General features: G+C 68.7%; 14 protein-coding genes and 1 pseudogene. 9 read left to right on the top strand and 6 right to left on the bottom strand.

The features are described 5' to 3' along the window. Positions 1–20 precede the first annotated feature (20 nt). The gene (gene miaB, locus DER72_RS07480; protein WP_110069373.1) at positions 21–1,364 is read right to left on the bottom strand and encodes a tRNA (N6-isopentenyl adenosine(37)-C2)-methylthiotransferase MiaB; all 1,344 of its coding nucleotides are present in this window, start codon (positions 1,362–1,364) and stop codon (positions 21–23) included. A gap of 223 nt (positions 1,365–1,587) precedes the next feature. On the opposite strand from miaB, the gene DER72_RS07485 reads away from it, so the two are divergent. The 3 genes from DER72_RS07485 (at position 1,588) to DER72_RS07495 (ending at position 3,423) form a co-directional block, all read left to right on the top strand. Beyond that, on the top strand, positions 1,588–1,917 hold the full coding sequence (locus DER72_RS07485) for a DUF1820 family protein (protein ID WP_110069374.1): 330 nt from the start codon (positions 1,588–1,590) through the stop codon (positions 1,915–1,917). Positions 1,918–2,147: 230 nt separating this feature from the next. Continuing rightward, positions 2,148–2,774: a TIGR04211 family SH3 domain-containing protein gene (locus DER72_RS07490; RefSeq protein ID WP_110069375.1), complete on the top strand. Its 627-nt coding sequence runs from the start codon at positions 2,148–2,150 to the stop codon at positions 2,772–2,774. Between the two features lie 10 nt (positions 2,775–2,784). Beyond that, positions 2,785–3,423 (top strand): thiopurine S-methyltransferase, encoded by a 639-nt coding sequence (locus tag DER72_RS07495; protein ID WP_110069376.1) that lies wholly within the window; start codon positions 2,785–2,787, stop codon positions 3,421–3,423. Between the two features lie 66 nt (positions 3,424–3,489). Here the strand turns inward: DER72_RS07495 and DER72_RS07500 are convergent, their stop codons facing one another. The 5 genes from DER72_RS07500 to cysP all read right to left on the bottom strand — a co-directional run bounded on the left by DER72_RS07500 (position 3,490) and on the right by cysP (position 8,194). Continuing rightward, positions 3,490–4,095: a YajG family lipoprotein gene (locus DER72_RS07500; RefSeq protein WP_110069377.1), complete on the bottom strand. Its 606-nt coding sequence runs from the start codon at positions 4,093–4,095 to the stop codon at positions 3,490–3,492. A gap of 259 nt (positions 4,096–4,354) precedes the next feature. After that, positions 4,355–5,464, bottom strand: coding sequence for a sulfate/molybdate ABC transporter ATP-binding protein (locus DER72_RS07505; protein WP_110069378.1), 1,110 nt, complete (start codon positions 5,462–5,464; stop codon positions 4,355–4,357). After that, positions 5,461–6,288: a sulfate ABC transporter permease subunit CysW gene (cysW, locus tag DER72_RS07510; RefSeq protein ID WP_110069379.1), complete on the bottom strand. Its 828-nt coding sequence runs from the start codon at positions 6,286–6,288 to the stop codon at positions 5,461–5,463. The genes DER72_RS07505 and cysW overlap by 4 nt, the downstream gene beginning before the upstream one ends. Continuing rightward, a complete protein-coding gene (gene cysT / locus DER72_RS07515; RefSeq protein WP_110069380.1) occupies positions 6,288–7,151 on the bottom strand; it encodes a sulfate ABC transporter permease subunit CysT in 864 nt (287 codons plus the stop codon). The genes cysW and cysT overlap by 1 nt, the downstream gene beginning before the upstream one ends. 32 nt (positions 7,152–7,183) lie before the next feature. Then, a complete protein-coding gene (gene cysP / locus DER72_RS07520) occupies positions 7,184–8,194 on the bottom strand; it encodes a thiosulfate ABC transporter substrate-binding protein CysP (protein WP_110069381.1) in 1,011 nt (336 codons plus the stop codon). Positions 8,195–8,377: 183 nt separating this feature from the next. On the opposite strand from cysP, the gene rpe reads away from it, so the two are divergent. From rpe to trpD, 6 genes and pseudogenes are all read left to right on the top strand, one after another. Further along, positions 8,378–9,079: a ribulose-phosphate 3-epimerase gene (rpe, locus tag DER72_RS07525; protein ID WP_110069382.1), complete on the top strand. Its 702-nt coding sequence runs from the start codon at positions 8,378–8,380 to the stop codon at positions 9,077–9,079. Positions 9,080–9,083: 4 nt separating this feature from the next. Continuing rightward, positions 9,084–9,323 (top strand): annotated as a pseudogene (locus DER72_RS16385) (GIY-YIG nuclease family protein); the annotation flags it as partial. A gap of 72 nt (positions 9,324–9,395) precedes the next feature. Then, entirely contained in the window at positions 9,396–10,271 is an 876-nt protein-coding gene (gene gph / locus DER72_RS07530; protein ID WP_249322350.1) for a phosphoglycolate phosphatase, read from the top strand. A gap of 272 nt (positions 10,272–10,543) precedes the next feature. Then, positions 10,544–12,040: an anthranilate synthase component I gene (trpE, locus tag DER72_RS07535; protein ID WP_110069410.1), complete on the top strand. Its 1,497-nt coding sequence runs from the start codon at positions 10,544–10,546 to the stop codon at positions 12,038–12,040. 16 nt (positions 12,041–12,056) lie between these two features. After that, positions 12,057–12,665 carry an aminodeoxychorismate/anthranilate synthase component II gene (locus tag DER72_RS07540; protein WP_110069384.1) on the top strand — a complete coding sequence of 203 codons (609 nt, stop codon included), beginning with the start codon at positions 12,057–12,059 and terminating at the stop codon, positions 12,663–12,665. A gap of 16 nt (positions 12,666–12,681) precedes the next feature. Further along, a complete protein-coding gene (trpD, locus tag DER72_RS07545; protein ID WP_110069411.1) occupies positions 12,682–13,707 on the top strand; it encodes an anthranilate phosphoribosyltransferase in 1,026 nt (341 codons plus the stop codon). The last annotated feature ends 29 nt before the right edge of the window (positions 13,708–13,736 follow it).

The following is a 13,736-nucleotide window of genomic DNA, read 5'->3' on the forward strand; positions in this document are numbered from 1 at the left end:
GGCAATAAAGGGGCGGGGCGTCAGTAGATCTCGGGCGAGGCGAGTTCGCCACGCAGCGAGTTGGGCAGCGCCTCGGTGATCTCCACGTCGACGAAGAAGCCGATCAGCTCCATGGGGTTGGCGGCACGGAAGTTGACCACCCGGTTGTTCTCGGTGCGCCCGGAGAGCTGGCCCGGGTCGCGGGGCGCGAAGCCGGTGACCAGGATGCGCTGGGTGGTGCCCACCATGCGCCGGCTGATCTGCATCGCCTGCTGGTTGATGCGCTCCTGGAGGATCGCCAGGCGCTGCTTCTTGGTGGCCTCCGGGGTGTCGTCCTCGAGGGCGGCCGCCGGGGTGCCGGGGCGCGCCGAGTAGACGAAGCTGAAGGAGTGGTCGAAGCCGATGCGATGGATCAGGTCCATGGTGGCCGCGAAGTCCTCGTCGCTCTCGCCGGGGAAGCCGACGATGAAGTCCGACGAGAAGCTGATGTCCGGGCGCAGCGCGCGGATGCGCTCCATCTTCTCGATGTACTCCGCCGCGGTATGGCCGCGCTTCATGGCGGCCAGTATCCGGTCGGAGCCGGACTGCACCGGCAGGTGCAGGTGGCTGACCAGCTCCGGGATCTCGCCGAAGGCCTCGATCAGGCTGTCGGAGAACTCCACCGGGTGGGAGGTGGTGAAGCGGATGCGGTCGATCCCCTCGACGGCCGCCACGCAGCTGATCAGCTCGGCCAGGTCGATCTCGTCGCCCAGTTGGTTGAGTCCGCGGTAGGCGTTGACGTTCTGGCCCAGCAGGTTGATCTCGCGCACGCCCTGGTCGGCCAGGTGGATCACCTCGTCCATCACCGCCTCGAAGGGGCGCGAGACCTCCTCGCCGCGGGTATAGGGCACCACGCAGAAGGTGCAGTACTTCGAGCACCCCTCCATCACCGAGACGAAGGCGGTGGCGCCATCGGAGCTCGGCTTGGGCAGGTGGTCGAACTTCTCGATCTCGGGGAAGGTGACGTCCACCACCGAGATCTGGTCCTGCTGACGGGCGTCGAGCATCGCGGGCACCCGGTGCAGGGTCTGGGGGCCGAACACCATGTCGACGTGGGGCGCGCGCTTGCGCAGCGCCTCGCCCTCCTGGCTGGCCACGCAGCCGCCGACGCCGATCACGAGATCGGGGTTGGCCTCCTTGAGCTTCTTCCAGCGCCCCAGCTGGTGGAACACCTTCTCCTGGGCCTTCTCGCGGATCGAGCAGGTATTGAGCAGGATGACGTCGGCCTCGCGCTCGTCGTCGGTGAGCTCGAGCCGGTGGGATTCGCCGAGCAGATCCGCCATGCGCGCGGAGTCGTACTCGTTCATCTGGCAGCCGTGCGTCTTGATGAAGAGTTTCTTCGCCATAAGAATTGGGTCGTGGCGCCAGGCGCCCGACGTCTGTCACCAGTGGATGAAGGGGGAGTGTGTCGTGAACGTGTGGCCGCGGCGGGCCTGGCCGCTCGGGTCGAAAAAGTAACCCGGTATTATACGCATGGCCCGGCAATGGGGCCAGCATGGGCCGTCGGCCGCGGGAGTGTGCTACGCTTGCGCCTCTTGTCGAAACACGGTTCGAGGAACACTCAGCACCATGGCGGCGAAGCCTATCTATCGGGTGGTTTTTCACCAGCAGGGAGAAGTGTGGGAGCTCTACGCGCGCGAGATCTTCCAGAGTGACCTGTGGGGCTTCATCGAGGTCGAGGAGTTCGTCTTCGAGGATGCCTCCCGGCTGGTGGTGGACCCCTCCGCGGACAAGCTTCGGCTCACCTTTGAGGGGGTCATCCGCAGCTATCTCCCGCTCAATGCCATCGTGCGCATCGATGAGGTGGAGCGGGAGGGGACGCCTCGGGCGGTGAAGAGCGACGGGCGGGTCGCCGAGTTCCCACGGCCCTTCTCGCCGCCCTCGGCCCCGAAGCGCTGAGGGCGGCTGGTCACGAAGTGATCAGAATGGGCGCAGGGCAGGCGCCACGCCGCCGGGCGACCCCTTTCCAGCGGTTGTCCCGAACCTTTTCCACAGGAGCTGTGGAAAAGCTCCTGCGGAAAACGGCCCGAGTGGCCGGACGTCTCATCGCCGCGGCGTCGGCAGGAAGCCGGCGTCGGACACAGGTCGCGCCAGAGTGGAAATCCGCAAGCTTTAGCCAGGACAATGGCATGACACGACACGACATCACACGACTCAGCCTGGGCCTTACCCTGGGGCTTCTGGCCCTGCCCCTGCAGGCCCAGCAGAACGACGCGACCCACTGGGTCAGCGATTCCCTGACCACCTACGTGCGCAGCGGTCCCACCGACGGCTATCGCATCGTTGGCACCCTCACCGCCGGCGAGCCGGTGACGCAGCTCGAGACCAGCGGCAACTACACCCGGGTGCAGAATGCCGACGGCAACAGCGTCTGGATTCTCACCAGCGAGCTGCAGGCGACCCCCAGCGCCCAGGTCCGCGTGCCGGCGCTGGAGCAGCAGGTGGCCGAGCTCTCCGCCGAGCTCGACGGCATCAACGAGGAGTGGGAGAGCCGCACCGCCGCCCAGCGCGAGGCCCTGGAGGCTCGCGAGGCGCGGATCGCCGACCTCGAGGCGCGCAATGAGGCGCTGGACGCCGAGACGGAGCAGTCCCGCCAGACCATCCGCCAGCTGCAGGCGCGCCTGGACACCCAGGAGGAGGATCTGCTGATGCGCTACTTCATGTACGGTGGCGGCGTGGCCGGGGCCGGCCTGCTGGTCGGCCTGGTCGTCCCCCACCTGCCGCGTCGCAAGCGCAAGCGCGACCGCTGGTTCTGAGGAGGGTGCCATGGCCAACGAATGGATCGACCGCTGGCGTGAAGGGCGCATCGGGTTCCACCTCGAGCGTCCCCACCCCATGCTGGTGGCCCACTGGCCCGGCCTCGAGGTCAGGCCGGGAACCAAGGTACTGGTGCCGCTATGCGGCAAGAGCCTGGACATGCGCTGGCTGGCCGGCCATGACCATCCGGTGCTGGGCATCGAGCTGGCGCCGGAGGCGATCGAGCAGTTCGTGGCCGAGGGGCAGGGGGTGGTCACCCGCTATCATCAAGCGGGGTTCCAGATCTACCGTCAGGCTAACGTGGAGCTGTGGCAGGGCGACTTCTTCCACTTTCACATCGAGCAGGCGGCGGAGATCGGTGCCTTCTACGACCGTGCCTCGCTGATCGCGCTGCCGCCGGCCACCCGCCAGCGCTATGCCTTTCACCTGGCCCAGCTGGTACCGCCGGGCAGCCGCGGGCTGCTGATCAGCCTCGAGCGCGAGCCGGGCGATGAAGGGGGGCCACCGTTCAGCGTGCCGCCCGATGAGGTGCGCAAGCTGTTCGCGCCCAATTTCCGGCTCACCCTGCTGGCACAGGGCGAGCCGGAGGCCGGCAGCGGCTTCCGCGAGAGCGCCTGGGCGCTGGTGCGCCGCGGGCCGCTGGAGTAGCCGTGGGCGGTACATGCAGCGAGGGCGCCCGTCGGGCGCCCTCGCTGCGTTCGGGTGTCCGATCGCTTATCGCGCCAGCAACCGGCCCAGCTCCGGGTCGCGGAAGACCCGGTTCAGGCCATCGGAGAGCAGGTCGTTGACCATCCGGGTGTTGGTGTCGCGATCCGGGCGCACGACGTAGCTCTGGGTGCGGCGCGACGTGTAGGTGCCGGTGTAGGTGTTGCCGCCGTTGCGCGCCTCGGCGATGAACACCGCCTCCAGGCGCGCCTCGTCGATCATCGGCCGGCTCTGGCCGCGCTCGTAGCCCAGGTGGTCCAGGGTCAGGGTCAGGCTGGGGCGGTTCGGGGCGCTCTCGGTGGTGGGGCTGAAGCCCATGTCGCGCACCGCGCGCTCGGCCTCGCGCTGCAGGTGGGGGATCAGCTCGTGGGCGTTGACGGTGATGGTGGCGGTGGACATGGCGCTGCCGGTGCGGGTGCCGATCACTTCGCTGTCGCGGCCGTCCACGGCGATCACCGTCACCGCCTGGCCGCTGCCGGTGACCGGCACCTCGGCGCTGCGCTGGGGGTTGAGCTGCAGGTAGTGGGGGCTGGCGCAGGCGCTGAGCAGGCCAGCCGCCAGCAGGCCGGCAGACAGGCGAAACAGACGGGTACGAAGACGGTGACGCTGCGGCATGGGGTAACTCCCTGGGGCGACGGGGGAAGGTGTTGGGGCCGCCAGTATATTGCCTCGCTCCGGGCCCCGGAATTCCTCGGGCAGGGGACAGGCCTCAACGGTACACTTCGGTCAGGGCGCTCAAGGCAGGCGACCCGGCACGTTACCCATCGCGACGCCATGGCCAGTGACCACCTGCCCGGCGCCGAGGAGCTGCTGGTGCTCGAGGCCTTCGTCATCGACCCCGAGGCCCAGTGGCTGGAGGTTCTGTGCGGAAGGCTCAGGCGGCGCTGGCCAGGGGGCTCAGCGCCCGGGATGGCCTGGCGTCGGGAAATCGATGCCAGCGACTCGGAATGGCGTAGAGCCGCTTACCGCGGGTCAGGTCGAGTCGCTCGTAGTCGGCGTGACGCACGGTGGCAAGCCACGGTTCGCCCAGCCAGTCCGCGGCCAGCTCCACGCGCACCTCGGCCCCCACCGGCGAGATGGCGGTGACCGTGACCGGCAGTCGGGCTTCGGGCGTCGGTGACGGCGCCAGACGCACCTCGTGGGGACGCAGCAGCAGCTCCTCGGGGCCGTCGGGCAGTGACACCGAGAGGCGCGCTTCGCCGCAGGTGAGCACCCCGTCGCGCACCTCGCCCTCCAGGTGGTTCACATCGCCCAGGAACTCGAAGACGAAGCGGTTGGCCGGTGCCTTGTAGACGGCGTCCGGGGTGTCGATCTGCTCGATGCGCCCGTTGCTCATCACCGCGACCCGGTCGGAGAGCTCCAGGGCCTCCTCCTGGTCGTGGGTCACGAAGATGCTGGTGAAGCCCAGCTCGTCATGGAGGTGGCGCAGCCAGCGGCGCAGGTCCTGACGCACCTTGGCGTCCAGTGCCCCGAAGGGTTCGTCGAGCAGCAGCACGTCGGGGCGCAGGGCCAGCGCCCGGGCCAGGGAGACCCGCTGCTGTTGGCCGCCGGAGAGCTGGGCCGGATAGCGATGGGCCAGCTGCTCGAGTTGCACCATCTCCAGCAGGCGGTGAACCCGGGCGCGGATCTCGCCGGCGGTGGGGCGGTGCTTGCGCGGCATCACCGTGAGGCCGAAGGCGACGTTGTCGAACACTGTCATGTGGCGAAACAGCGCGTAGTGCTGGAAGACGAAACCGATGCGCCGGTCGCGCACGTGCACCTGGGTGACGTCGCGGTCGCCGAAGAGGATGCGCGCGCCGCTGTCCCGATCGGCGTGTTCGAGGCCGGCGATGATGCGCAGCAGGGTGGTCTTGCCCGAGCCCGAGGGGCCGAGCAGGCCGATCAGCTCGCCGTCATGGATGTCGAGGTTCACCGGTTCCAGCGCCTGGGTGCGCTGGCGCCCGCTGCCGAAGTGCTTGCCGATGTTGTGCAGACGAATGCTCATGGATGGGCCTCCTGGCGCGCGGCGCGCCATTCCAGCGTGGCCTTGGCGGCCAAGGTGAGCAGGGCGATCAGCGCCAGCAGCGAAGCGCTGGCGAAGGCGCCGACCGTGTTGTAGTCCTGATAGAGCTGCTCCAGGTGGAGCGGCAGGGTCATTGTCTGGCCGCGGATGGCCCCGGAGACCACCGAGACGGCACCGAACTCGCCCACCGCCCGGGCGTTGGTGAGGATCACCCCGTAGAGCAGCGCCCAGCGGATATTGGGCAGGGTCACCCGGCGAAAGATCGTCCAGCCCGGCGCGCCGAGGGTCACGGCGGCCTCCTCCTCGCGAGAGCCCTGGGCCTGCATCAGTGGGATCAGCTCCCGGGCCACGAAGGGGCAGGTGACGAAGATGGTCACCATCAGGATGCCCGGCCAGGCGAACATCAGCTGGATGTCGTGGCCGTCGAGCCAGCCGCCCAGCCAGCCGTTGCGCCCGTAGAGCAGCAGGTAGACCAGGCCCGCCACCACCGGCGAGACCGCGAAGGGGATATCGATCAGGGTCTGCAGCAGGCGCCGCCCCGGGAAGCTGAAGCGGGTCACCAGCCAGGCCAGGGCCACGCCGAACACCAGGCAGACCGGAATGGTCAGCAGTGTGATGAACAGCGTCAGGCCGATGGCGCGCAGGGTGTAGTGGTTGCTGACGTTGGCCCAGAACACGCCCACGCCCTGGGCGAAGGCCTGGGCGAAGATCGCCACCAGCGGCAGCAGCAGGAAGAGCGCGGCCAGCAGCAGGGCTGCGGCAACCAGGGTGCGGCGCACCGCCGGGGCATCACCGATCCGTTGCATCAGCCGCGTCCTCCATGCAGGCGCTTGATGAAGCGCCCCTGCCAGATGTTGATGGCCAGCAGCAGCGCCAGCGACACGAAGAGCACCACCGAGGCGATGGCCGAGGCGCCGGCGTAGTCGTACTCCTGAAGGCGCACGAAGATCATCAGCGCGGTGATCTCGGTCTCGTAGGGCATGTTGCCGGCGATGAAGATGATGGCGCCGAACTCGCCCAGCGAGCGCACGAAGGCCAGCCCCGTGCCGGTGACCAGTGCCGGCCACAGGTGAGGCAGGATCACCCGCCGAAACGCCGTGGCGTCACTGGCGCCCAGGGTCAGCGCCGCCTCGTCCACTTCATGGGGCAGGTCCTCCAGCACCGGCTGCACGGTACGCACCACGAAGGGGATGCTGGTGAAGGCCATGGCGAGCGCGATGCCCACCCAGGTGTAGGCCACCTGCAGCCCCAGCGGCTCGAGCAGTCGGCCCATCCAGCCGTTGCTCGAGTAGAGGGTGGCCAGGGTGATGCCGGCCACCGCCGTGGGCAGGGCGAAGGGGAGGTCCATCAGGGCGTCGAGCAGGCGCTTGCCGGGAAACTCGTAGCGCACCAGCACCCAGGCCAGCAGCAGGCCGAAGGCGGCGTTCACCAGCGCCGCCACGAAGGCGGCGCCGATGGTGACCGTGTAGCTGGCCACCACCCGGCCGTCGCTGATGATCGCCCAGTACTCGGCGAGGCTCAGTCCGGCCAGCTGGCCGAACAGGCCGGTCATCGGCAGCAGCAGCACCAGCGACACGAACAGCAGGCTCACGCCCAGCGACAGGCCGAACCCCGGCAGCACCCGCTTGGGGGCGCGGCCGATGGCGAAGGGAAGGGCGCGGGTGCTCATGGGCGTGGCTCGTCTCCGAAGGCGCGGGTGGCTCAGCGGCGCTGCAGCTGGTCGAGCAGGGCGCCGCCGGCGAAGTGCTCTTCCATGGCCTGATCCCAGCTGCCGAAGATCTCCTCGACGCGCAGAAGCTCGGTCTCCGGGAACTGGTCGGCGAACTCCTCGACCACCGCCTCGTGATGCACGCGGTAGTTGAAGCCGGCCAGGGTGCGCTGGGCCTCCTCGCCGTAGAGGTACTCCACGTAGGCCTGGGCCAGGTCGGTGGTGCCGTTGCGCTCGGCGTTGGGGGCGACCACCGCTACCGGGAACTCCGCCAGGATGCTCACCGGCGGCACGATCACTTCATAGTCATCCTCGCCGTACTCGCCGCGGATGTTGTTGACCTCGGACTCGAAGCTGATCAGCACGTCGCCAAGGCCCCGCTCGATGAAGCTGGTGGTGGCGCCGCGGCCGCCGGTGTCGAACACCGCCACGTTGCGCAGGAAGGTGCGCATGAAGTCGTGGATCTGTTCCTCGTCGCCGTCGAAGTGCTGGTCGGCGAAGCCCCAGGCGGCCAGGTAGGTGTAGCGGCCGTTGCCGGAGGTCTTGGGATTGGGGAAGACCATGCGGACATCGTCGCGTACCAGGTCATCCCAGCTCTCGATGCCCTTGGGGTTGTCCTTGCGCACCAGGAAGGCGGTGGTGGAGTAGTAGGGCGAGGCGTTGTTGGGCAGGGCCTCCTGCCACGCCTCGTCCACCAGGCCGCCGTCGGCCAGGGCCTGGACGTCGGTGACCTGGTTGTAGGTCACCACGTCGGCGCGCAGCCCCTGCAGGATGGCGCGGGCCTGGGCGGAGGAGCCGCCGTGGGACTGGCTGACCGCCACCGTCTCGCCCTGGGTCTCCTGCCAGTGGGCCACGAAGTCGGGGTTGATGGCCGAGAAGAGCTCGCGGGCGATGTCGTAGGAGGAGTTGAGCAGCTCGCGCTCTGCCGCCGCGGCCGGGCCGGCGAGGCCTACGCCGAGGGCGATGGCAAGCAGCGAGCGCTGAAAGAGGGGGCGCAGGGTCATGGAAGGCACTCCGGAACTGGGTGAGATTGCCGGAAGGGTAAATCTCGACAATAGTAATTACAATGGTTTTTTTTATTCGATTAAAGAATATATCCCTGCGGGGAGCGTATCGCCCCTGCGCTGCCGGGCCGCCTGAGCCTCTGGTAGAATATGCCCTCTCGCAAGCGACCCCTGGACACCGTCATGACCGATGCGCCCCGCGACTTCCTGATCGCCCCCTCGATCCTCTCCGCCAATTTCGCCCGCCTGGGTGAGGAGGTGGATGACGTGCTGGCCTCCGGCGCGGATATCGTCCACTTCGACGTGATGGACAACCACTATGTGCCCAACCTGACCATCGGGCCCATGGTCTGCGAGGCGCTCCGCAAGCACGGTGTCACCGCGCCCATCGACGTGCATCTGATGGTGCGCCCGGTGGATCGGCTGATCGGCGACTTCATCGACGCCGGCGCCAGCATCATCACCTTCCACCCCGAGGCCTCGGACCACATCGACCGCTCGCTGCAGCTGATCCGCGACGGCGGCTGCCAGGCGGGCCTGGTGTTCAATCCGGCCACGCCGCTCTCCTATCTCGACTACGTGATGGACAAGGTGGACATGGTGCTGCTGATGAGCGTCAACCCCGGCTTCGGCGGCCAGGCCTTCATCCCCGGCACCCTGGACAAGTTGCGCGAGGCGCGGAGCCGCATCGACGCCTCCGGCCGCGATATTCGCCTCGAGATCGACGGTGGGGTGAAGGTGGAGAACATCGCCGAGATCGCCCGGGCCGGCGCCGACACCTTCGTGGCGGGCTCGGCGGTGTTCAAGGCCAGAAACGAGGCCGACCCGCACCGCTACGACTCCGTGCTGCGTGACTTCCGAGAGCAGCTGGCCGGCGCGCGCTGAGGCCGTGAGCGAGCAGCCCCCCGCCGCCGAGGCGCCGGTCTGGCACCTCTACCTGCTGGAGACGGCGGGCGGGGCGCTCTATACCGGCATCACCACCGACGTCGACCGGCGCCTGGCGGAGCATGCCGCCGGCCGCGGCGCCAAGGCACTGCGCGGCCGCGGCCCCCTGACCCTGCGTCACCGCGAGCCGGTGGGCAGCCACGGCGAGGCGCTGCGCCTCGAGGCCGAGATCAAGCGGCTCTCGGCGACCCGCAAGCGCGCCTGGCTGGCGGCACGCCAGCCAGTGCAGGACGATCAGCAACGCAGAGGAGCAAGCATGCACCCCATTCTCGACGGCATCGAGCTGGTGGCCTTCGACCTGGACGGCACCCTGATCGACTCGGTGCCCGATCTGGCGCTGGCCGTGGACGCGGCCCTGGCAGACCTCGGCCTGCCCGCCGCCGGCGAGGCGAGGGTGCGCGACTGGGTCGGCAACGGCTCGCTAGTGTTGATGGAGCGCGCGCTGCGGTTCGCAACGTCTGCCAGCGAGGCGCCGGGGACTGATCGTAGAGGGGGTCCTATGCCAGGGGTGAGGAGCACTGCTCCGAACGGGCTGGCCATGGATGGCCAGCACCGGACCTGCGAGCGAAGCGGGACGCGAGAGCGAAGCAGGGCATCGGTAGCGCCCAGGGAGGGGTTCACAGCGCCCCCTCGTAGATCAGTCGCCGGGAAAGCCTCGCTTGCCACTGCTGCTGAGGTCGACAAGCCCCTTCTGGAGCGCGCCCATGCGGCATTCCTTACGCACTACGGTCGTGACCCCGGCGCCCATACTCGGCTCTACCCCGGCGTGCGCGAGTGCCTGGATGCCCTGCGTGAGCGCGGCCTGCCGCTGGCGCTGGTGACCAACAAGCCCTATGCCTTTATTGCCCCGCTGCTGGAGGGGCTGGCGCTTGCCGAGCACTTCGCCCTCTGCCTGGGTGGCGACAGCCTGCCCGAGAAGAAGCCTCATCCGGCGCCGCTGCTGCACGTGGCCAGCCACTTCGGCCTGGCCCCTCGGGCCTGCCTGATGGTGGGGGACTCCCGTCACGATATCGCCGCCGGTCAGGCCGCCGGCTTTCGTACCCTGGCGGTGCCCTACGGCTACAACCACGGCGAGCCGGTGCGCGAGAGCGGCCCGGATGGCGTGGTTGAATCGCTGGTGGAACTCGTTTAACGTGAATTCGGCTAATGCTATAAGCGCGGCCTAATCAATATGTTATTGCTATAAGAAGCGGAAGCCTCTCGATGAACAGCCGCACCCTGTCGGACACCTGCCCTGCCTTCGGTGGCGCCCCGGCCGCCGAGCCCCGCCTGCGCCGCTCGCCGCTCCGCGGCGGCTGGCGATGGTGACGCTCCTTCCATGTTGAGCCGCGGCGCTGGCTACCTTCAGGTCGCGCCGCCCTGCGCCCCATCGCCAACCCGTTACACCGAGGATTCCCGGGCATGATGACTCCCGAACGCTTCCGCGAGCTGGCCGACGCCGGCTACAACCGTATTCCGGTCACCCGCGAGGTGCTGGCCGATCTCGACACCCCGCTCTCCACCTACCTCAAGCTGGCCAATGCCCCCTGGTCCTTCCTGCTGGAGTCCGTGCAGGGCGGCGAGAAGTGGGGGCGCTACTCCATCATCGGCCTGCCCAGCCGAGAGCGCATCGAGGTGCGCGGCTTCACGGTGAGCCATATCGTCGACGGCGAGCAGCAGGGTGTGGCCGAGGTGGAGGACCCGCTGGCGTGGATCGAGCAGTTCCAGGCCCGCTTCAGGGTGCCGCGCCTGGACGACCAGCCGCGCTTCGACGGTGGCCTGGTGGGCTACTTCGGCTACGACACCATCCGCTATATCGAGCCGCGGCTTCGCAGTGAGGCCGCCGCCGCCAAGCCCGACCCGCTGGGCGTGCCCGATATCCTGCTGATGGTGTGCGACGAGCTGGTGGTCTTCGACAACCTCTCCGGGCGCCTGGCGCTCTGGACCCATGCCGACCCCGCCGAGCCAAAGGCCTACCCCCGGGCGGTGCAGCGCCTGGAAGAGCTGGAGATCCGCCTGCGCAGTGCCACCCTCAACACCATCAGCCCTGGCACCGGCGGCGCCGCGGTGGAGGAGGGCGACTTCACCTCCGGCTTCACCGAGGCGGGCTTCAAGGCCGCGGTGGAGACCATCAAGGAGTACGTGCTGGCCGGTGACGTCATGCAGTGCGTGCCCTCCCAGCGCATGTCGATTCCCTACCGCGCCGCGCCGCTCGACCTTTACCGGGCACTGCGCAGCCTCAACCCCTCGCCCTACATGTTCTTCCTCGACCTCGGCGATCATCAGGTGGCCGGCTCCTCGCCGGAAATTCTGACCCGCCTGGAGGAGGGCGAGGTGACGGTGCGCCCCATCGCCGGGACCCGCAAGCGCGGCCGCAGCGAGGAGGAGGACCAGGCGCTGGAGGCGGAGCTGCTGGCCGATCCCAAGGAGCGCGCCGAGCACCTGATGCTGATCGATCTCGGCCGCAACGATGTGGGGCGCATCAGCGAGACCGGCTCGGTGAAGGTCACCGAGGAGATGGTGGTGGAGCGCTACTCCCACGTCATGCATATCGTCTCCAACGTCACCGGCAAGCTGAAACCGGGGCTGACCGCCATGGACGCCCTGCGCGCCACCTTCCCGGCGGGCACCGTCTCCGGCGCCCCCAAGATCCGGGCGCTGGAGATCATCGACGAGCTGGAGCCGGTCAAGCGCGGCATCTACTCCGGGGCGGTGGGCTATCTCTCTTGGCATGGCAACATGGACACCGCCATCGCCATCCGCACCGCGGTGATCAAGGATGGCCAGCTGCATGTCCAGGCGGGTGCCGGCATCGTCGCCGACTCCGTGCCCGAGATGGAGTGGCAAGAGACCCTCAACAAGGGGCGCGCCCTGTTCCGCGCCGTGGCCATGGCCGAGCGCGGCCTGGACAACCTCGAATAAGGCGCCGGAGAGACCCATGAAAGTCTGCATGATCGACAATTACGACAGCTTCACCTTTAACGTGGTGCAGTACCTGGGGGAGCTGGGCGCCGAGGTGGCGACCCACCGCAACGACGCCATCACCCTCGAGCAGATCGAGGCCATGGCCCCCACCCATCTGGTGATCTCGCCGGGGCCCTGCACGCCCAACGAGGCGGGCATCTCCCTGGCGGCCATCCGCCACTTCGCCGGCCGGCTGCCGATCCTCGGCATCTGCCTGGGCCACCAGGCCATCGGGCAGGTCTACGGCGGCCAGGTGGTGCGCGCCCCCCAGGTGATGCACGGCAAGACCTCGGCCATTCGCCACTCGGGCCTGGGGGTCTTCGCAGGCCTCGATGACCCCCTGGAGGTGACCCGCTACCACTCGCTGGTGGTGGAGCGCGCCTCGCTGCCCGACTGCCTGGAGATCACCGCCTGGACCGCTGACGATGACGTCACCCCGGGGCTGATCATGGGGCTTCGCCACCGCGAGCTCGACGTCGAAGGGGTGCAGTTCCACCCCGAGTCGATCCTCACCCGCCAGGGCCATGAGCTGCTGGCCAACTTCCTACAACGTCGTCCTCAAGCGCCGCTGGGCCGTGCCTGAGTCGAGGAGAGCCATGATGCAGATGCGAGATGCCCTCGGCGCCCTGATGCGCCGCGACAACCTCACCTTCGACGAGACCCATGAGGTGATGCGCCAGATCATGACCGGTGAGGCCGGCGACGCTCAGATCGCCGCCTTCCTGATGGGCATGGCCATGAAGGGCGAGACCGCCGAGGAGATCAGCGCCGCCGCCCAGGTGATGCGCGAGCTGATGAAGCCGGTGCGGCTGCCGGCCGCGCTCGAGAACGTGGTGGACATCGTCGGCACCGGCGGCGACGGCGCCAACCTCTTCAACGTCTCCACCGCGGCCAGCTTCGTGGTGGCCGCCGCCGGCGGCCACGTGGCCAAGCACGGCAACCGCGGCGTCTCCTCCTCGTCGGGGAGCGCCGACCTCTTCGCCGTGGCCGGCATCCACCTGGACATCGACGCCGAGCAGGTGGCGCGCTGCATCGCCGAGGTGGGCGTGGGCTTCATGTTCGCCCCCAACCACCACCCGGCCATGCGCCATGCGGTGGGGCCGCGCCGGGAGATGGGCGTGCGCACCCTGTTCAATATCCTCGGCCCCCTGACCAACCCCGCCGGCGCCCCCAACCAGGTGCTGGGTGTCTACTCCCCGGAGCTGGTGCCGCTGATGGCCGAGGTGCTGCGCCGCCTGGGCAGCCGCCACGTGCTGGTGGTGCATGCAGAAGACGGTCTGGATGAGATCTCCCTGGCTGCGCCAACCCGGGTGGCCGAGCTGAAGGAAGGCGAGATCACCGAGTACGTGATCACCCCCGAGGAGCTCGGCATCCCGCGTCAGTCCCTGGACCCGCTGCGGGTGCAGTCCGCGGAGGACAGCCTGCGGCTGGTGGAGCAGGCGCTGGTGGGGGATGGCCCGGCAGCCGATATCGTCGCCCTCAACGCCGGCGCGGCGCTCTACGCCTCGGGCATCGCCGACAGCCTCAAGGAGGGCGTGGCCCTGGCCCAGGACGCCCAGGCCTCCAAACTGCCCCTGGAGAAGCTCCGGGAGCTGGCCAATTTCACCCGCGTCTTCCTGCAGTGAGCGCGCCACGTTCTCTCGGTGCACCCCCT

This window comes from Halomonas sp. A11-A (assembly GCF_003182195.1).
Taxonomy (GTDB): domain Bacteria; phylum Pseudomonadota; class Gammaproteobacteria; order Pseudomonadales; family Halomonadaceae; genus Halomonas; species Halomonas alkalicola.

Bases quoted from the DNA above. Each gene is read 5' to 3' on its own strand.
- gph (WP_249322350.1), top strand. From the start codon at position 9,396: ATGCACCCCATTCTCGACGGCATCGAGCTGGTGGCCTTCGACCTGGAC.
- DER72_RS07495 (WP_110069376.1), top strand. From the start codon at position 2,785: ATGGCCAACGAATGGATCGACCGCTGGCGTGAAGGGCGCATCGGGTTC.
- DER72_RS07485 (WP_110069374.1), top strand. From the start codon at position 1,588: ATGGCGGCGAAGCCTATCTATCGGGTGGTTTTTCACCAGCAGGGAGAA.
- DER72_RS07505 (WP_110069378.1), bottom strand. From the start codon at position 5,464: ATGAGCATTCGTCTGCACAACATCGGCAAGCACTTCGGCAGCGGGCGC.
- DER72_RS07540 (WP_110069384.1), top strand. From the start codon at position 12,057: ATGAAAGTCTGCATGATCGACAATTACGACAGCTTCACCTTTAACGTG.
- cysT (WP_110069380.1), bottom strand. From the start codon at position 7,151: ATGAGCACCCGCGCCCTTCCCTTCGCCATCGGCCGCGCCCCCAAGCGG.
- trpE (WP_110069410.1), top strand. From the start codon at position 10,544: ATGACTCCCGAACGCTTCCGCGAGCTGGCCGACGCCGGCTACAACCGT.
- miaB (WP_110069373.1), bottom strand. From the start codon at position 1,364: ATGGCGAAGAAACTCTTCATCAAGACGCACGGCTGCCAGATGAACGAG.
- cysP (WP_110069381.1), bottom strand. From the start codon at position 8,194: ATGACCCTGCGCCCCCTCTTTCAGCGCTCGCTGCTTGCCATCGCCCTC.
- DER72_RS07500 (WP_110069377.1), bottom strand. From the start codon at position 4,095: ATGCCGCAGCGTCACCGTCTTCGTACCCGTCTGTTTCGCCTGTCTGCC.
- trpD (WP_110069411.1), top strand. From the start codon at position 12,682: ATGCAGATGCGAGATGCCCTCGGCGCCCTGATGCGCCGCGACAACCTC.
- DER72_RS07490 (WP_110069375.1), top strand. From the start codon at position 2,148: ATGACACGACACGACATCACACGACTCAGCCTGGGCCTTACCCTGGGG.
- rpe (WP_110069382.1), top strand. From the start codon at position 8,378: ATGACCGATGCGCCCCGCGACTTCCTGATCGCCCCCTCGATCCTCTCC.
- cysW (WP_110069379.1), bottom strand. From the start codon at position 6,288: ATGCAACGGATCGGTGATGCCCCGGCGGTGCGCCGCACCCTGGTTGCC.